This is a genomic window from Aliivibrio kagoshimensis, from assembly GCF_050337105.1.
In the GTDB taxonomy this organism is placed as follows: domain Bacteria; phylum Pseudomonadota; class Gammaproteobacteria; order Enterobacterales; family Vibrionaceae; genus Aliivibrio_A; species Aliivibrio_A kagoshimensis.
Genome location: NZ_JAKJSQ010000005.1, coordinates 156,186 through 173,164, shown reverse-complemented (window position 1 = coordinate 173,164; position 16,979 = coordinate 156,186). Strand labels below are relative to the sequence as shown.

The following is a 16,979-nucleotide window of genomic DNA, read 5'->3' as shown; positions in this document are numbered from 1 at the left end:
AAGAATGGACGCATTGTTAACTTCAATTCATGAGATTGCACTTGAAGCTGGTAAGGCAATCATGGATAGGTATCATTCTGATGTAAACGTTCAAGAGAAACCGGATCACAGTCCAGTCACTGAAGCAGACTTAGCTGCTAACGCTGTGATCATTAGCCAACTTGAAGCTCTAACGCCTGATATTCCTATTTTGTCAGAAGAGTCAGCACATACGGATTGGCAAGAGAGACAACATTGGGGTAAATTTTGGTTAGTCGATCCTCTGGATGGAACCAAAGAGTACCTTCGTCGAAATGGCGAGTTTACCGTCAATATTGCTCTGATTGATGAAGGCAAACCGGTGCTGTCTGTGGTTCATGCTCCCGCTTTAGAGAAAAGCTGGTTAGCAAATGGTAAATCGGCTTGGGTTGTTGCGAAGTCAGGTCAAGAGAAGATTCAGGTTCGCCCTGCAACCGTACCTACGGTAGTAGGCAGCCGCTCTCATCCAAGTCCTGATATGGCGGCGTATTTAGCGGCGTTAGGGGAACATAAGATGACCTCGGTTGGTTCATCACTGAAATTCTGCTTAGTGGCAGAGGGACGTGCTCAATACTATCCACGCTTAGGTCCAACTATGATGTGGGATACCGCTGCTGGCCAGTGTGTCGCTGAAAGTGCAGGAGCGACTGTGACCAAACTAGATGGCTCCGAGCTCAGTTATCACCGTGAAGACCTGCTTAATGACCACTTCTTAGTATCGGTATAGCAGGTCGTTAAGAACCAATAAAAAACCTCCTTATAGGAGGTTTTTTATACGGTGTGATGGATACTTGAGTTGGCATCACTTTGCACAATAAAGCGTTGGCTTAATAGCGCTGATATCTGATCGTAGTAACTGTTATTCGGTTTGTTGCCGAGTAATTTACATAGCTCAGCTCCCGTTGGGCTAAAGCGATAATAGATCAGCCGAGCCCCTTTTTGAGTGGGCTGTAGCGTTAAGTGTTTTCCTTGATAGGCCAGAGGAAGAGAGACTTCTGTATCTATCTCACCAGACTCAAGCTCAGTACCTAGCAGTAACCCCAACTCAATCAATAGCAGTAGGCTTGAATAGGGCAGTTTGAAATTGCCTAACGGAATGAGATGCGGTCCGTCGGTTTTGTACAGGGTTGTCAGTTTCCCTGAACACTTGTAGCCCATCAATAATTTTTTGCTATTGTCTTGACCAAAGCTGCAAGCTAACGACGCTGCACGTTGAAAGGTATGCGCCTCTCTCTGTGTCATGTCCTTAAGAACTTTCAGAGCTTTTAAAGAGGTAGAACCAGGAGTTACCACCTCTTGTTTTAGTACCTGACTCCACAACTTTTGCATCGAACTGTCATGGATATCCTGTGCCATATCAAAAAATCGGTATAACCAATCTTGGTCAGGATCTCCAGCCGTTTCGTCTTGGCAAACATCGTGGCTGTAACGAATGATCGTCTCTAAATTCTTTTGACGTTGCTCTCGCAGTTTTTTATCACGAAGCAAAGATCGTTTTAATAGAGAGCTCTCTGCATCTGGTTTAGAGAGCTTAGCATTGATTCCGTGATGACTCGCAATATCACGAATTCGACGATCACTACTAACGACGTAGTTATCTTTTTTGCCGTTTGTTTTGCCCTTCTTCTCTGAAGAGGGATCTTGATCGATCACGACGGGTGTTTCTGGAACCGACATTTCAGACCTCAACCTATGGGAGAAAAAAGGACATTAATGCATTTTTTGCAGAGGTTGTCTGCGAATAATGGCACAATTTTAGCGTTTCAATCAAAATTCACTATTCAAACTCATAACAATTTGTTAACTTATACCCAGTTGGAGGAGGATCTATGAAAATGCCTGTAGACAATAAAGTTAGAAAGTATTTAATGCTTACAAGTTTGTTATTTGGATACCTATTTGTATTAGTGTATTTGTCTGAATTCATCGCTTAATCTGCCGTTTTCCTCTTTATGTTTCGTTTGTTAATCTTTTGTGATGGTTATTCGTCATCATACTCTTCAATTTTTACTCCTTGCAGCAGATAACCCGTTTGAGCCAACTCATGGTCAATAGATTGCGTGGTTAATGTCCCTACGATATAAACGACATCCCACAGTTGCTGTACAGGTGCACCTTCCTTAAATTTCACGTAGATGATCTGATTCGGTGGTGGTGGCGGAACATGGATGCAAGCGCCAAAATAAGGTACAAGCAGAAATTCGGTGATGACATCAGAGTCTCCCTCTAAAGGGATAACAAAGCCTGGTATTTTCACCATGCTTCCGTTTAACTCCTCTCTCACTTGACCTATTTTTGATTGCGGTAATGCATCACCATTATGGTTGATCGTTGGCATACCTTGAGGATCAAAGTGCTGCTTCTCACTTTCAGGGATCAGATCAATCCAATCTAAAGTCAAAACGTCATTGGCCATCCCGTTTAAGGGTAAAAGTGCACAGAGTATCAGTAGTAATCTTTTCATCGGTTTTCTCCTGTTATATTCGTATGGTCATGCCATCTGAGAGTGAGTGTCGGTAAGCTCTAAATGCGGGAATAAAGCCAATGAGTGTTCCTGCTGCGAGCACCACTGCGGTTAACGTTAGCTCGTATGAGGTTAGCAGGGTCAATTCAATGTTGATGCCGAAGTAGCTATGGCTGATGGGTTTGATTATCGCCAGCAGTAGATACAGCGCAATGACACCTAACGTGATACCTAGTGCGGTTAAGACAAAAGCTTCACTGATCAGCAGCGAGAAGATATGTTTTGGTTGCGCCCCCATAGCGCGCAGTATCGCCATCTCCCGTCGCCGCTCTTGTAAGCTGGTCAACAAACTGCTTAACATACCTAATAGTCCCGCTATCACCACAAAGGCAGAAACGGCAAGCAGTGCTTGTTCAGCAATTGACATCATTGACCACAACTCGTGAAGCGCAATACCCGGCATAATGGCACTAAGTGGCTCGTTAGGGTAAGTGTTGATTTGACGCTGAAGGGCGAAGGTTTGAATTTTGGATTTGAGTCCTAACATGAAGGCGGTTATCTGCTTAGGAGCCAAAGATTGCTGACTCAGCTGCTCTTGAGAAGGAGAGGCTCCAAGGTGTGCGCCTGACTCCCATCCAACATGAATCGCCTCAATGGCCTCGAGACTGACATGAACGGTTTTATCAACCGGTGTGCCTGTTGGATTCAGTATTCCTACGATGTTAAAAGGTAAGTTTTTGTGCCTATTAAAGGATTGATCGCTAATACCGTGGGCAATGATCACCTCTGACCCCAGTTCATAACCTAAGGTTTTTGCCACATCTGCGCCAACAACAGCTTCAAATGTCTGTGTAAATTCATTACCTTGTTTAAAGGTTAATGGTTGTTTTTTACCGTACTGGTAAAAGCGGAAATAGTCTTGATTGGTACCCATCACTCTAAAGCCTTGATGAGAATCTCCTAGCGAGATAGGTATCGCCCATTTTACCGCCGGATTTTTCGAGATCGCTTGGTAGCTTTGCCAATCAATATTATTGGTGGCATTTCCAATTCGAAATACGGAATAGAGCAGCAGATTGATTTGACCTGAACGGGCTCCAACAATGAGGTCGGTGTTAGAGATGGTATTAGCAAAACTCTCTTTAGTTTGAGTTCGAATGCGCTCTACCCCTAATAATAAGAGGACTGAGATAGCAACGGTCACTATGGTCAGAATCGCCGTGGTTTTTCGGTTGGTTAGGCTCTGCCAAGCGAGCTTTAGCATAGTGGTCATACGGATTCTCCAGCAAGATAGTTGATCTGCTCTAAACGCACACTTCTATCAAATAGAGGCTCTAAGCTAGGGTCATGGCTGACAAACAATAGCGTGGTATCGCTGGCTTCACACTCACTCATTAACAGTTGAATGAACGCGGTGCGATTGTCGTGATCCAGTGCGGAGGTAGGCTCATCTGCAATTAAGATTTCTGGGCGACCTATTAAGGCTCTTGCTGCAGCGACTCTCTGTTGTTGTCCAATACTTAACTCAGTGACGGGAGTATCAATGCATTCAATTGGCAGCTGAAGTTGCTGTAATACTCTTTTTGCTTCCGTGAACAGTTCAGAGCCAACATTCTTAGCTCGACGCGATGAAAACTGGCAAGGAAGAAGAACATTTTGAAGCACAGATAGATAGGGAATCAGGTTAAATTGTTGAAAGATATAACCAATGTGGTCTGCTCTAAATCGATCTTTTTGAGTATTCGTCAGGCTATTCAACTCTTGGGAGAGAATATGGATATGGCCCGATGTGGGGGTGATAATACCGGCAAGCAGACTGAGTAGCGTTGATTTACCGCTACCACTGGCTCCCTTGATAAAGAGCTTCTCTCCTTTTTTAACAGAAAAGCACTGGATATCAATGGTTGGCTGGACTTTGTTAGGCCAGTGATAGCGAAGATCATTCAATTCGATTATGTTCATTGTGTCTATTTAGGAGGTGTTGCCACCTCCTAGTCCAATCATTCGAAGTTAATGCGTGAATGCTGTTTATCCAGAGATGTGGCGACTTGTCCATGGTCAGTTAAGAGATGGACATCCGCTTTCTGGCTATTAGGGAAAAGAGTAAACCATTGAGTGTTCGGCATGTTCGGCATGTTCGGCATGTTCGGCATGTTCGGCATGTTCGGCATGTTCGGCATGTTCGGCATGTTCGGCATGTTCGGTATGTTCATGCTCATCATGATGTTCTTCGTGTTCTTCGTCAGAGTGGTGCTCGTTTAGTGTATGCGTGACAGAAACATGTTCAACGGTACAAGCCCCTGACTTAGGGAGGATAAAGACACTTTCGGGCTGCTTTAAGATACGAATCGCTGTTTCTAGTTGGGATTTCTGTTGTTCCGTCTCTGGTGGATGCTCAAAGCCAACAACATCAGAGCCAGGCGCAGTAACTTCTAACAATAAGTCATGGTCATCTTGTGCAATATTAATGGCTACGATACCGTGTTGATGCGCTTGATGTTGGATAAATTCTTGTTGATGATGATCAGCAAATGATGAAAATGTTACGGTCATTCCCGCCGCTAAAATAGCAGCATTTGTTAATCGAAAATAGGCAGACATACCTTCTCCAAATTGTGTAAGTAATAAATTTTAAGGGTGTAGTAATAAATTTAAAACCTATTTGGTGGTGAGCGGGCATTACTTGAAATAGATTCAATCACGATGGTATGAAAACGTGGGGCTGAAGTTAAAATAGATTGATAGCTGGGGAGTTCAAAATGGTCAATGTGCTGAGTTAGCGCGTGAGTTGCTGCATGAAACAAAGAGCAGTTGTGCTCAGTATGATTAGACGTATCGAGATCATATTGGTGAGAAATAACCGTATGACTAAGAAGGAGAATTAGTACGACTAATCCCCATGCTGGCCATCTGTTTGGTTGTTCTCGTCTTAACATACTGTCTTTTAAAGTGGGATTAACTATTCATGTGATAATATAACATCACATGAATAGTGCAAGTAAAATAGAGGGTAAACTAACAAGGTGACAGTCAGATTAAATGGCTTGTTCAATCAGTGTCAAAACCTTCGCTATCTCGTCATCATTAAGTGACCCCTGTTTGAAAAATAGAATATTTCCATTTTTATCTTGAACGATGATCGCTGAACTATCTGATTCCAATTGCCAAGATTGTGCAACTACGCCATCTTCATCAACAATCAATGAAGACCACGAAAACTCCAGCTTGCTGTCTTCTGCTTTTGAGAGGACAAATCCCCCTGTTCCCCAAATGGCATCATCTTGATTTATGATAGTTGTGGTTTGATAGTCAGTTATTGGGAACTTTTTAGCGGTTATTGCGGTCATTAAAGGAGCATTCATTTTTTTTGCACTGCTTCGTCCAGCGATTGCTTGGATGACTCGAACTTTGCCGAGCATCATAGATGATTGCCACTCTTGATAGATGATTTCGCTATCTTGAATGATGAGTTCACCATGAGATTGCACTTCAACAGGTGGCACATTTTCGCCGATAGTGAGGTTACTTGCCCATGTTGTTACTGGAAGTATAGAAAGAAGGAGTATGCAAAGGGTTTTGATAGTCATATTTTTATCCAATTGATTTATTTTGGTATTTGTTATTGTTTTATTGGTTGATCACAAAAAACAGCCTCTGTTTTGCGATAAAATTCGCWCAACAATATAATGTTATCAAATTTTTATAGATTTGTTGTTTTTAGTGCTTATTGATAAATCGATTATAATTACTATAGTGATCGTGATGACACATTTTGTCATCAAAGAATAATAATAAACCTTAGCGTTAATGAGGTATCACCATGTTACGGATTTTTAAAAGTTATCGACCAATGCAAGTAGCAAGATTCGTGAAAACACTCTTCCGAGGACGAATCTACATCAAAGGAGTTGGCGTTTTCGAATTTGATAAGGGAAAGTTGCTGCTACCTAGCCGGAATAGCAAGTTAAAACTACTGGTAATGAAAGAGGTGAATCTACAAATTGATGCTTTAGCGGCAATGCCCGCTTAGCCAGCAAAGGTATTAATAATTGATTGATAAGAGAGAGGCTTAATGGCCTCTCTTTTTTATTGAGGGTATTTACTCAGCGGGGAAGCAGACCCCACTTCCACCTAAACCACAATAACCCTGAGGATTTTTAGCTAGATATTGCTGATGGTACTCTTCAGCAAAATAATAAGGACCAGCCAATGATATCTCAGTGGTAATCTCATCGTGTTGCTCTTCTGAATGAGTAAGTGCAGCTTGATACTGATGGCGGCTCTCTACCGCGATATCGACCTGTTGTTGAGTGTTGCAGTAGATAGCAGAACGATATTGAGTGCCTAGGTCATTGCCTTGTCGCATACCTTGGGTCGGAATATGATTTTGCCAAAAATGAACCAATAGAACTTCAAATGAGGTGATTGCTGGGTCATAAGTGACATTAACCACTTCACTATGGCCTGTCTGGCCACTACACACCTGTTCATACGTTGGATTAACGGTAAAGCCACCGCTGTAACCGACTGAGGTGCAATAGATACCTTCTATCTGCCATAAAAAACGCTCTGCTCCCCAGAAACATCCCATGCCTAACAGAACGGATTGATGTCCTTTGGGAGCGGGTGGCAGCATGGATACCTTATGTACAAAGTGCATCTGCTGCGGTGTGATCTGTTGCTGATTACCCGGGAGGGCACTTTGAGCGGTAACCATCTGTAGTTTCATCTGCGTCATGTTGAGTCCTTGAATGGAGTATTAAGTGGCATTGTCGGCGTTGCGCAATGGATGATGGTTTCTCTTCATTTCTAGTCATATTAGTATGTTGCTCTTTAGGAAAGCAATCATTTCTGCTAGTTTGTGTAAGTTGTATCGTTTCGATATCGTTATTGGATATCTCTCATTAAATAGTGGCTTGTAATCGAAAATGATGAAACAGATTAAGCTATTCGCTGTACTGCTGATGGCAACCTTCTCCTTTACCCTTCAGGCTGAGACTGAAATGAGTGTAGAGGGACTAGATGGTGATCTAGAGGAGAATGTCGAAGCCTATTTATCGGCCATTCCCGAGGACGAGTACTCGGTCTCATTACGTTTTCAATCTAGAGTAGAAACCAGTATTAAAGAGGCGCTAAAAGCGTTAGGTTTTTATGATCCTGTGATTACCTTCAATGTAAGTGGTGAGCAGGGAAGTCGACTATTGGTTGTTAATGTTATTCCAGGTGAGCCTGTGTCCATTTATGATAGCGATATTATTATTGACGGAGAGGCGAAATTTGATCCAGAATTTATTGCAGCGGTTGCTAATTCAGGTTTGAACCTAGGAGCGGTGTTAAATCACGGAAACTACGACGCTCTAAAAACAAGACTACGAAACTTAGCGTTAAGAAAAGGGTACTTTGACGGTGACTTTAGCGTTACTCGTTTAGAGGTCTCTCCAGAGAGAAAGCAAGCTTTTGTGCATCTGCACTATGACAGTGGAGATCGATACTTTTTTGGAAAAACCTTCATTGATGGCTCTCAAATTGAAGATTACAGAGTGCAATCTATAATCCCTTATCAAAGTGGCGATCCTTATTTAGCCAGTAAAGTGGGAGAGTTTAATCAATCCCTCTCTAACACTGAGTGGTTTTCATCAGTATTGGTGGAGCCAGATATTAACAATGTCAGTCAGAGCGGTGAGCTGCCGATGCAGGTGCATTTGAGCCCTCAAACTAAAAACCTTCTTGAAACCGGTATTGGGTATTCAACGGACGTTGGCATCAGAGGAAAAATCAACTGGAAGAAACCGTGGCTAAACAGTTATGGACACAGTTTAAAGACCAGTTTGTCCATCTCCAATCCCGAACAAACAGTGACCGCTGCGTATAAAATCCCATTAGAAAACGTATTGCGTGATTACTATATTGTGCAGTACGGAATGAAAAATATTGATGATCGAGACACGGACAGCTTAGAGTCGAACTTGGCCTTTGAGAGGCACTGGGTGTTGGACTCTGGTTGGCATAGAACCCTGTTTACACGACTTTTATATGAAGAGTTTACGCAAGGGAAACAGGATGGCTCTTCATGGCTGGTGTTGCCGGGTATTACATTGTCAAAGACTCGAAGTCGCGGTGGGATGATGCCAATGTGGGGCGACAGAAAGTCGATCACTTTTGAAGGCACTGATCCGGCACTATCTTCTGATGCACGCTTGGTTCGTGTGCAAGCTCATACGACTTGGATCCGAAGTCTTGGTCAGAACCATAGGGGACTATTCGGTGCTGACGTTGGCGCTATCTATACTGATGAGTTCGACAGTCTGCCACCATCGATTCGATTTTTTGCTGGAGGAGATAACAGTTTAAGAGGTTATGGTTATGAAGAGATCTCGCCGAAAGACAGTGACGGTTTCTTAACAGGGGGCCAATATATGGCAACCTCAAGCCTTGAGTATCAATATCGGGTGGTAGGGAATTGGTGGTTAGCGACATTCGTCGATTATGGTGATGCGTGGGCCTCTGTTCCGCAGTGGAAAACGGGTGTCGGCGCTGGTATTCGTTGGGGATCACCTGTGGGTCCCGTTAGTTTAGACTTTGCTTGGGGATTGGAACAACCTCAAGGTGAAGAGTTTCATATTCACTTCTCGTTAGGGCCTGAAATATGATCCTAAAAACAGTTAACAAATGGGGTGTTAGGTGCGGTATAGCCGTTGTTGCTATGCTGGTGGTATTGATGTTCCTGTTATCCACGCTGCTGTGGACTAACTTGGGGTTAAACGCTCTGTTATGGGGGGCTCAAAAAGCACTACCTGAATTACAGATAGAGGAGAACTCCGGTGCTTTGCTTTCTGATTTTACGCTCACAGGTCTCTCTTTTTCTGATGGTGATACGATCGATATCGCCATTAAACGGCTTCGTTTAGCAATTATGCCATCTTGTCTTTTGAATCCAGAAATATGCATTGAAGCGGTTGAACTCGAAGGTGTTGTCTTTTCAATGCCGACTTTACCTATCTCTTCATCTTCTAATCAGGCCACCACAGAAAGTGAACCGTTAAGGAAGGTAGAGTCGCCAATACCGGTGGAAGTTAATCAAATAGTACTCAATGATATAGCGCTTAATATTTTGGGTAATCAAGTAAGTTGGCAGCGCTTTTCGACAGGTTTAACCATGAGCGGCCATCGATTAATGATCTCGCCAGTAACATGGCAGAGTGTGATTGTGCAGCTTGCAGAGCAAAAGAGTGTTGACGAACCGGCTCCTGTGGCAGATGCCTCACCTTCTGTCATTGAGCTGCCAGAGGTGTTAATACCGCTTGAAGTGGATCTCGCCTCTTTGAAACTGCAAGACTTTACCTTACAACAGCATGAGCCAATTATCGTCAACAGCTTAGCGTTCAGTGCAAAGGCGAAAGAGCATCAGGTATCGGTTAGCGATCTTACTCTTGATATGCCGCAGTTAAGTGTGGAGCTAAACAGTCAAATCGCTTTGATGGGGGATTATCCTTTAGATTTACAAGGGGTGATAACCCTAAAAGAGAGTGAACTGAAAGGACATACGCTTCAATTACATGCCACTAAGAGCGTAGCCGAACTGGAACTCTCAGCTCAGCTCGATGGTATGTTAAAAGCGACACTTGAAGGAAGCGTTCAACCACTGCAACCAAGGTTACCATTTGAGCTGATCCTGCATGATGGTGATCTTCGCTGGCCGTTGAACTCGACACCTGATTATCAGATACAGCTCTCTAAGCTCTCTACTAAAGGAGACTTAGAAGGGTACCAACTATCTCTGCAAGGGGATCTTCAAGGCACTGAGCTCCCTGATATAACGTTAGATGCACAAGCAAAGGGCGATCTAAAACAGATCTCAATATCTGACGTTGTTGTTAAAACCTTAGGCGGTGAGATAGCGGGTCAGGTGATGGTTAATTGGCAGCAACCCCTCAACTGGCAATCTGATCTGACGTTATCAACCATTAAACCAGGCCTGCAATGGCCAGAAGTCGAAGGTGTGTTAAATGGCGGTATCACGACCCAAGGTTCATTAACGCAGCAAGGCGGATGGAAGGTGACGGTTCCGTTGTTGGATATCCAAGGGGTAATTCGTGAATATCCATTAGACCTTCATGGGTCATTAATGGCTAGCGATGAATCCGGTCTGGGGGATCTGCAGATTAAACTGGATGATTTAGTCTTAAAACATGGCAGCAACTCGATTCAGGTAACTGGGCAGTTAGATCATGTTTGGGCAATGAACGTTGATATTGATATTCCTGAACTATCCGCCTCGGTACCTGAATTACAAGGCCAAGCAGTTGGTGAGATCAGTCTATCTGGTCTGCTGGAGACTCCTGATATTAATCTAGATCTGTCAGTCATGAGCTTAAATTGGCAGAACGAAGCAAAGTTAGAGCAGTTGACGGTAAAAGGAGGAGTATCGCCTCTGCCACGTTTTAGTGGTGATATTGATGTCGTCGCAAAAGGTGGCTTGTATCAACAAAAACGTCTCAACGCGTTAACTATGGGGTTGCAAGGCAGTGAAGAATCGCATCAGTTGACGATAACCGCGGACTCTGAACTTCTCACATTAGGCTTGTTGCTCAAAGGTGATTTCAACCGTAAAACGGGTTGGCAAGGGGAACTAAGCCGAGCTGACATTAGCACTGAGCTGGGGGATTGGATCTTAAATCGAGCGGCGAAACTGAACTATAATCTTACTAACCATTCAATGATGGTGGGGGCACACTGCTGGGGACAAGGTAAGAGTGCCATCTGCTTAGATAGAGATCTGCAAGTAGGAGAGAGAGGGGAGGCGTCCGTCAGTGTCCAACATTTTATGTTTAATACACTGAAACCCTTTATGCCCGTAAACACCAGCATTGATGCAGAGCTGAATGCGACGGTGTGGGCGAAATGGGCGCCTGATCGTTCGCCACAATTAAAAGCGAAAGTTGACATTCCTTCCGGTGTGTTACAGCAAGATATGGATGAGGTGCTGAGTCTCGGTTGGAATGCTATTTCACTGAATGCAGAGATAAAGCAGGATAAGCTCAATATAGACTGGTTAATCGATCTTACCGATAATGGCCAAATAACGGGAGATGCTCTCATCTCTCCCGTAGATCAAAAGAACAAATCTATTGACGGTACGTTAAGTATTGATGCGATTTCTTTGGCGCAGTTACAACCTTTTTTAGGGGAATACAGTACCTTAAATGCAGTAATGAATTCGAATGTAAAAATAAACGGCCCCCTAGCTCAACCTAAGCTATATGGGGGATTGAGTATTGATAACATCGAAATGAAAGGCGGGGTCTCACCGATTGATATTAATAATGGTGAGATTCAATTGGACTTTTCAGGTTATGGCGCTGCACTACAGTCAGCTATCAGTACTCCTGATGGAGACCTCAAGGTAATCGGCGATGCTGATTGGGTTGATTTAGCCGCTTGGCGCGTTGGCGTTAAGGTATCAGGTGATGAGTTACAGGTGAATTTACCGCCTGAAGTTAAGCTGAAAGTACAGCCGGATCTTACCTTATCAGTCACCCCAAAATTAGCAGAAATAAATGGGAAAGTCGTGATCCCTTGGGGGCGGATTGTGGTTGAAAACTTACCAGAGAGTGCGGTCAGTCCATCAAAAGATGAGGTGATATTAAATGCTGATTTGCAGCCCCTTCAAACGGGTGAGCCCTTCCCTATGCAGGTCAAAACCGATATTAATATTTTGATTGGAGATGACGTTCAAATCGCTACTTTTGGGTTAGAGGGAGATTTAATCGGTAACCTTAATGTGAGCCAACAAGACAAAGGGCCATTTATTAGCGGTGAGATTAATATTGAAAAGGGCACCTATCGCTCCTTTGGCCAAGATTTAGTGATCAATAAAGGAACCATACTGTTTAATGGACCGGCAGATCAACCATATGTTGCGATAGAAGCCATCAGGAATCCCGATAATACTCAAGATGATGTAATTGCTGGAATTCGAGTCAATGGAGCGGCTGATGAACCTAAAGTCGATATTTTCTCTGAGCCATCAATGCCTCAGGCAAACGCACTCTCTTATCTATTGAGGGGGCAAGATATTGGTGGAGAAGCGGGTGGTGGTGCGATGACGAGTGCGCTAATTGGCTTAAGCTTAGCAAAGAGTGGCAAGGTAGTCGGTGAGATCGGTGAGGCGTTTGGTGTTCAAGATTTGGCGCTCGATACTGCTGGTTCAGGTGATGATTCACAAGTCACAGTAAGTGGTTACCTTACCTCAGATCTTCAGGTTAAATATGGTGTTGGTATCTTCGATTCTATGGGGGAATTTACTGTGCGTTATCGCCTACTTACAGGATTGTACCTTGAGGCGATTTCAGGATTAGACAGCGCGGTAGATCTGCTCTATCAGTTTGAGTTTAATTAAGAGTGAGCACGCTCAAAGGAAGAGGTGATCTCATCCCGAGCCGCTTGTGCGTTGTCCCAACCATCAACTTTTACCCATTTACCGGCTTCTAAGTTTTTGTAATGGGTAAAAAACTGCGTTATTTGCCCTTTCAGTTGCTCAGAGAGATCGGCTAAATCATTAATGTGGTCATACTCTTTACTGAGTTTGTTGTGCGGCACGGCAAGGATTTTCGCATCTTCCCCTGATTCGTCTGTCATCTTTAATACTGCTACAGGTCGGCAGCGAATAACAGCGCCTGGCAGCAGTGGGTAGGGAGTGGGAACCAAAACATCTACTGGGTCACCATCTAACGATAAGGTGTGGTTAATGTAGCCATAATTGCACGGATAGAACATAGGAGCTGACATAAAGCGGTCGACAAAAATAGCACCACTCTCTTTATCCACTTCATATTTAATGGGATCGGCATTAGCGGGGATCTCTATCACCACATAAATATCATTAGGAAGATCCTTTCCTGCCGGAACATCATTCAAACTCATTGGTAACTCCTCTAGATTAGATAGAAATTAATAAAGAAATGAAATCATTGAGTAATGAGTGTGGTCAGGATTGGTGAGAAAGTCTACTAATTGACTCAGAAAGTGATAGAAGAAACAGGGAGGTAGCGGTGGAGTGTTAGGCCATCAATACTGACGAATGATGGCCTAGGGATTTTAGTGGCCTGGGCTCTCTTTTAGGAAAGACTCAAGTTTGTCGACCATATCGGTTGTGCCGACAAAGAAAGGAACACGCTGGTGTAACTCTTTAGGGTCGATGTCCAAAATACGTTGGTTACCATCGGTTGCTTTGCCGCCCGCTTGCTCCATAATTAACGCAATAGGGTTACATTCGTACAGCAAACGTAACTTACCATCTGGGTGAGTGAGCGTACTTGGGTAGAGGTACATCCCCCCTTTTAATAGGTTTCTGTGGAAATCGGCAACCAGAGATCCAATATAGCGAGAGGTATATGGACGATGCTCTTCAGGGCAGTTCTCTTGGCAGTACTTGATGTATTTTTTTACTCCAAGAGGGAAACGGAAGTAGTTTCCTTCATTGATTGAGTAAATTTTACCCACATCAGGGATCTGCATGTTTTCGTGAGAGAGACAGAATACACCTAACGATGGGTCATAAGTAAAGCCATGAACACCGTTACCTGTGGTGTAAACCAACATGGTTGAAGAACCGTAGATAACATAACCTGCCGCAACCTGTTTGTTACCTGGCTGTAGGAAATCCTCTTCTACTGCGGGAGTGCCTTCTGGAGAGATACGACGGTAGATAGAGAAGATGGTACCGACTGAAACATTGACATCAATGTTCGATGAGCCGTCAAGTGGATCCATTAATACTACGTATTTTGCACTGCGATTTAACGCTTTGTTAAAGGCAACTGCTTCATCTTCTTCTTCACTCGCCACACCGCAAACTTGATCTCGTGCTTCGAGTGCAGATTTGAATACTTCGTTAGCGTATAAGTCTAATTTCTGTTGCTCTTCGCCTTGAACATTCTCACTGCCGACTGAACCTGTGATATCGACCAATCCGGCCTTATTTATCTCACGGTTTACGATTTTTGCAGCAAGTTTAATCGAACCGAGTAGGGAAGAAAGGTCTCCACTGGCGTGGGCAAAATCATTTTGTTTTTCAACAATAAACTCGCCTAGTGTTCTGGTCTGTGACATGTTCTATCCTTAGTAATCATTTATGATTGGATGTCATTGGAATTAGGCTCAGGTACAATACGTGTTAAGAACCGTGTTTTATTTTTAATAAATCTTGTTAGCTGTATCTAATTGTATAGCAAAGATCTTTTTATTCGTATTGAAGTAACTCAAAATGGCGTTACTTATCTTCTTTGAGCAATGATTATGCATATTCATATTTTGGGCATCTGTGGCACCTTTATGGGCGGAGCGGCCGTTTTAGCTAGGCAACTAGGGCATAAAGTCACCGGCTGTGATGCTAATGTTTACCCCCCGATGAGCACTCTTTTAGAGTCGCAAGGTATTGAAATTATTGAAGGGTTCAATCCTGAACAGCTGAATCCTGCACCGGACCTCGTGGTCATTGGTAATGCAATGAGTCGCGGTAATCCATGTGTTGAATATGTATTGAATCACAACCTCAAATACACTTCTGGTCCGCAGTGGCTGCAAGAATTTTTATTGCACGACCGTTGGGTTCTGGCTGTTTCAGGCACCCACGGTAAAACTACCACGTCGAGTATGTTGTCTTGGATTCTTGAAGATTGCGGCTATTCTCCGGGCTTTCTAGTCGGCGGAGTGCTAGGAAACTTCGGGGTTTCAGCCCGTTTGGGCGACAGTATGTTCTTTGTTGTGGAAGCCGATGAATATGACAGCGCTTTTTTCGATAAACGTTCCAAGTTCGTCCATTACCACCCAAGAACGTTGGTGATGAATAATCTAGAGTTTGATCATGCCGACATTTTTGACAATCTTGCCGCGATTCAAAAGCAGTTTCATCACTTGGTGAGGACAGTACCGGGTAATGGTCGTATTTTTGCACCAAAATCTGATCCGGTACTGGCCGAGGTGATTAATCAAGGGTGCTGGAGTGAATTGGAGTTTACTGGCGCCGATGGTGTGTGGCAGGTGGAGAAGCATAAATCTGATGGTTCACGATTTGATGTCATCTTTGAGGGGGAAATATCCGGCAGCGTAGATTGGGATTTAGTCGGTGATCATAATGTTCAAAATGGGTTGATGGCGATTGCAGCGGCAAGGCACGTTGGTGTGACTATCGATCTTGCTTGTGAAGCCCTAGGGAAATTCATTAATACCAAGCGCCGTTTAGAGTTAAAAGGCACGGTTAACGAGATTACTGTCTATGATGATTTTGCTCACCACCCAACCGCAATTGGTCTCACATTAGATGGCCTGCGTAATAAAGTGGGTCAGAAGAAGATCATTGCGGTGCTTGAGCCTCGTTCAAGCACCATGAAACTTGGGGTTCATAAGGATACGCTCGCCAGCTCTTTAGCTCTGGCTGACTCGGTCTACCTTTATCAGCCTGCTAATATCGACTGGTCATTGCAGGACGTTGCTGAACAGTGTCGTCAACCTGCAATGATTTCAGACGATATTGAACATTTTGTTGATGCGATAGTCGCTGAGGCGAATCCTGGGGATCAAATCTTAGTGATGAGCAACGGCGGCTTTGAAGGTATTCACGACAAATTACTAACCAAGTTACAGGCCAAGTAGGGAGTAGTAATGATGAATGATGTGAAAGTAGATTTTGAGAGTAAATCGATCACGTTAGCCATGACCGGAGCGTCGGGTGCCCCCTACGGCTTGAGGTTATTAGAGTGTCTGTTGGCATCAGGTTATCAAGTCTATGTATTGATCTCTTCGGCAGCGCGAGTTGTGATGGCCACTGAACATCACTTAAAACTTCCAGCCAGTCCTGCAGGAATCAAAAAGGCGTTGGTTGAACACTTACATTGCCCGCCTGAGCGATTAGTAGTGTGCGGTAAAGAGGAGTGGTTCTCTCCTGTCGCTTCGGGCTCCGCGGCACCAAAACAGATGGTGGTTTGTCCTTGTTCTGCCGGAACATTGGCGTCGATTGCTCATGGCATGTCTGATAACTTAATTGAGCGCGCCGCAGATGTGGTGCTTAAAGAGCGTGGTCAGCTGATCTTAATGGTTCGGGAAACGCCATTCTCTACTCTGCATTTAGAGAATATGCATAAGCTCTCTACAATGGGGGTGACAATTATGCCAGCGGCTCCGGGTTTTTATCATAATCCGAAATCCATTGATGATTTAGTCGATTTTATGGTAGCCAGAGTGCTGGACCATCTCGGTATTAACCAAGGCTTGGTTCCTCGTTGGGGATATGACCAGCGATAATTGATTTGGCATTGCCTCATTTTTCTATACAATGAGGCTTCTCAACGGGGAGCTTAATGTGAATTAGGCTGAGATTGTAGATACAGGACCCGTATACCTGAACCAGATAATACTGGCGTAGGAATTGAGCGCTCAGTTATCGTATGTCGATACTCTCCTCATTTCTATGCCATCCACGCTATATATGGAGTGCATA

At 43.9% G+C, this 16,979-nt stretch carries 16 protein-coding genes and 1 riboswitch; of the genes, 6 read left to right on the top strand and 10 right to left on the bottom strand.

Features of this window, described 5'->3' with window-relative positions; translation table 11 throughout:
• Positions 1-4: 4 nt before the first annotated feature.
• Positions 5-745, top strand: coding sequence for a 3'(2'),5'-bisphosphate nucleotidase CysQ (gene cysQ, locus L4C32_RS03420; RefSeq protein WP_428195443.1), 741 nt, complete (start codon positions 5-7; stop codon positions 743-745).
• A 44-nt stretch (positions 746-789) separates the two neighbouring features.
• Here the strand turns inward: cysQ and L4C32_RS03415 are convergent, their stop codons facing one another.
• The 7 genes from L4C32_RS03415 to L4C32_RS03385 all read right to left on the bottom strand — a co-directional run bounded on the left by L4C32_RS03415 (position 790) and on the right by L4C32_RS03385 (position 6,069).
• Positions 790-1,695 (bottom strand): TIGR03899 family protein, encoded by a 906-nt coding sequence (locus L4C32_RS03415; RefSeq protein ID WP_428195442.1) that lies wholly within the window; start codon positions 1,693-1,695, stop codon positions 790-792.
• 304 nt (positions 1,696-1,999) lie between these two features.
• Positions 2,000-2,482, bottom strand: coding sequence for a DUF3299 domain-containing protein (locus L4C32_RS03410; protein ID WP_428195441.1), 483 nt, complete (start codon positions 2,480-2,482; stop codon positions 2,000-2,002).
• Positions 2,483-2,495: 13 nt separating this feature from the next.
• On the bottom strand, positions 2,496-3,755 hold the full coding sequence (locus tag L4C32_RS03405) for an ABC transporter permease (RefSeq protein WP_428195440.1): 1,260 nt from the start codon (positions 3,753-3,755) through the stop codon (positions 2,496-2,498).
• Entirely contained in the window at positions 3,752-4,444 is a 693-nt protein-coding gene (locus L4C32_RS03400; RefSeq protein WP_428195439.1) for an ABC transporter ATP-binding protein, read from the bottom strand. Before L4C32_RS03400 ends, L4C32_RS03405 begins: the two co-directional genes overlap by 4 nt.
• A 129-nt stretch (positions 4,445-4,573) precedes the next feature.
• Positions 4,574-5,083: a ZrgA family zinc uptake protein gene (locus L4C32_RS03395; RefSeq protein ID WP_428195438.1), complete on the bottom strand. Its 510-nt coding sequence runs from the start codon at positions 5,081-5,083 to the stop codon at positions 4,574-4,576.
• A 50-nt stretch (positions 5,084-5,133) separates the two neighbouring features.
• Positions 5,134-5,418, bottom strand: coding sequence for a DUF2607 family protein (locus L4C32_RS03390; protein ID WP_428195437.1), 285 nt, complete (start codon positions 5,416-5,418; stop codon positions 5,134-5,136).
• Positions 5,419-5,517: 99 nt separating this feature from the next.
• Positions 5,518-6,069: a YtfJ family protein gene (locus L4C32_RS03385; RefSeq protein ID WP_428195436.1), complete on the bottom strand. Its 552-nt coding sequence runs from the start codon at positions 6,067-6,069 to the stop codon at positions 5,518-5,520.
• A 233-nt stretch (positions 6,070-6,302) separates the two neighbouring features.
• Between L4C32_RS03385 and L4C32_RS03380 the strand changes: the two genes are divergently transcribed.
• Positions 6,303-6,512: a DUF1107 domain-containing protein gene (locus tag L4C32_RS03380; RefSeq protein ID WP_428195435.1), complete on the top strand. Its 210-nt coding sequence runs from the start codon at positions 6,303-6,305 to the stop codon at positions 6,510-6,512.
• A 69-nt stretch (positions 6,513-6,581) separates the two neighbouring features.
• Here L4C32_RS03380 and msrA read toward each other — a convergent pair whose 3' ends face one another.
• Complete coding sequence (msrA, locus tag L4C32_RS03375; RefSeq protein WP_428195494.1) at positions 6,582-7,211, bottom strand: peptide-methionine (S)-S-oxide reductase MsrA; 630 nt, start codon at positions 7,209-7,211, stop codon at positions 6,582-6,584.
• A 199-nt stretch (positions 7,212-7,410) separates the two neighbouring features.
• On the opposite strand from msrA, the gene tamA reads away from it, so the two are divergent.
• Both tamA and tamB read left to right on the top strand, forming a co-directional pair.
• Positions 7,411-9,132: an autotransporter assembly complex protein TamA gene (gene tamA, locus L4C32_RS03370; RefSeq protein WP_428195434.1), complete on the top strand. Its 1,722-nt coding sequence runs from the start codon at positions 7,411-7,413 to the stop codon at positions 9,130-9,132.
• A complete protein-coding gene (tamB, locus tag L4C32_RS03365) occupies positions 9,129-12,881 on the top strand; it encodes an autotransporter assembly complex protein TamB (RefSeq protein WP_428195433.1) in 3,753 nt (1,250 codons plus the stop codon). The genes tamA and tamB overlap by 4 nt, the downstream gene beginning before the upstream one ends.
• Here the strand turns inward: tamB and ppa are convergent.
• The gene (gene ppa, locus L4C32_RS03360; protein WP_428195432.1) at positions 12,878-13,405 is read right to left on the bottom strand and encodes an inorganic diphosphatase; all 528 of its coding nucleotides are present in this window, start codon (positions 13,403-13,405) and stop codon (positions 12,878-12,880) included. The genes tamB and ppa overlap by 4 nt on opposite strands.
• Positions 13,406-13,579: 174 nt before the next feature.
• Positions 13,580-14,593 carry a class 1 fructose-bisphosphatase gene (gene fbp / locus L4C32_RS03355; protein ID WP_428195431.1) on the bottom strand — a complete coding sequence of 338 codons (1,014 nt, stop codon included), beginning with the start codon at positions 14,591-14,593 and terminating at the stop codon, positions 13,580-13,582.
• A 186-nt stretch (positions 14,594-14,779) separates the two neighbouring features.
• Between fbp and mpl the strand changes: the two genes are divergently transcribed.
• Both mpl and L4C32_RS03345 read left to right on the top strand, forming a co-directional pair.
• On the top strand, positions 14,780-16,135 hold the full coding sequence (gene mpl / locus L4C32_RS03350) for a UDP-N-acetylmuramate:L-alanyl-gamma-D-glutamyl-meso-diaminopimelate ligase (protein WP_428195430.1): 1,356 nt from the start codon (positions 14,780-14,782) through the stop codon (positions 16,133-16,135).
• 12 nt (positions 16,136-16,147) lie between these two features.
• Positions 16,148-16,783, top strand: coding sequence for a flavin prenyltransferase UbiX (locus tag L4C32_RS03345; RefSeq protein WP_428195493.1), 636 nt, complete (start codon positions 16,148-16,150; stop codon positions 16,781-16,783).
• Positions 16,784-16,818: 35 nt separating this feature from the next.
• Positions 16,819-16,924, top strand: a riboswitch (TPP riboswitch).
• Positions 16,925-16,979 lie beyond the last annotated feature (55 nt).

What these genes read in the sequence shown, in the direction of transcription:
- L4C32_RS03390 (WP_428195437.1), bottom strand. Translation starts at nt 5,418, where the DNA reads ATGTTAAGACGAGAACAACCAAACAGATGGCCAGCATGGGGATTAGTC.
- L4C32_RS03415 (WP_428195442.1), bottom strand. Translation starts at nt 1,695, where the DNA reads ATGTCGGTTCCAGAAACACCCGTCGTGATCGATCAAGATCCCTCTTCA.
- ppa (WP_428195432.1), bottom strand. Translation starts at nt 13,405, where the DNA reads ATGAGTTTGAATGATGTTCCGGCAGGAAAGGATCTTCCTAATGATATT.
- cysQ (WP_428195443.1), top strand. Translation starts at nt 5, where the DNA reads ATGGACGCATTGTTAACTTCAATTCATGAGATTGCACTTGAAGCTGGT.
- tamB (WP_428195433.1), top strand. Translation starts at nt 9,129, where the DNA reads ATGATCCTAAAAACAGTTAACAAATGGGGTGTTAGGTGCGGTATAGCC.
- mpl (WP_428195430.1), top strand. Translation starts at nt 14,780, where the DNA reads ATGCATATTCATATTTTGGGCATCTGTGGCACCTTTATGGGCGGAGCG.
- L4C32_RS03410 (WP_428195441.1), bottom strand. Translation starts at nt 2,482, where the DNA reads ATGAAAAGATTACTACTGATACTCTGTGCACTTTTACCCTTAAACGGG.
- L4C32_RS03345 (WP_428195493.1), top strand. Translation starts at nt 16,148, where the DNA reads ATGAATGATGTGAAAGTAGATTTTGAGAGTAAATCGATCACGTTAGCC.
- msrA (WP_428195494.1), bottom strand. Translation starts at nt 7,211, where the DNA reads ATGAAACTACAGATGGTTACCGCTCAAAGTGCCCTCCCGGGTAATCAG.
- tamA (WP_428195434.1), top strand. Translation starts at nt 7,411, where the DNA reads ATGATGAAACAGATTAAGCTATTCGCTGTACTGCTGATGGCAACCTTC.
- L4C32_RS03395 (WP_428195438.1), bottom strand. Translation starts at nt 5,083, where the DNA reads ATGTCTGCCTATTTTCGATTAACAAATGCTGCTATTTTAGCGGCGGGA.
- L4C32_RS03400 (WP_428195439.1), bottom strand. Translation starts at nt 4,444, where the DNA reads ATGAACATAATCGAATTGAATGATCTTCGCTATCACTGGCCTAACAAA.
- L4C32_RS03380 (WP_428195435.1), top strand. Translation starts at nt 6,303, where the DNA reads ATGTTACGGATTTTTAAAAGTTATCGACCAATGCAAGTAGCAAGATTC.
- L4C32_RS03385 (WP_428195436.1), bottom strand. Translation starts at nt 6,069, where the DNA reads ATGACTATCAAAACCCTTTGCATACTCCTTCTTTCTATACTTCCAGTA.
- L4C32_RS03405 (WP_428195440.1), bottom strand. Translation starts at nt 3,755, where the DNA reads ATGACCACTATGCTAAAGCTCGCTTGGCAGAGCCTAACCAACCGAAAA.
- fbp (WP_428195431.1), bottom strand. Translation starts at nt 14,593, where the DNA reads ATGTCACAGACCAGAACACTAGGCGAGTTTATTGTTGAAAAACAAAAT.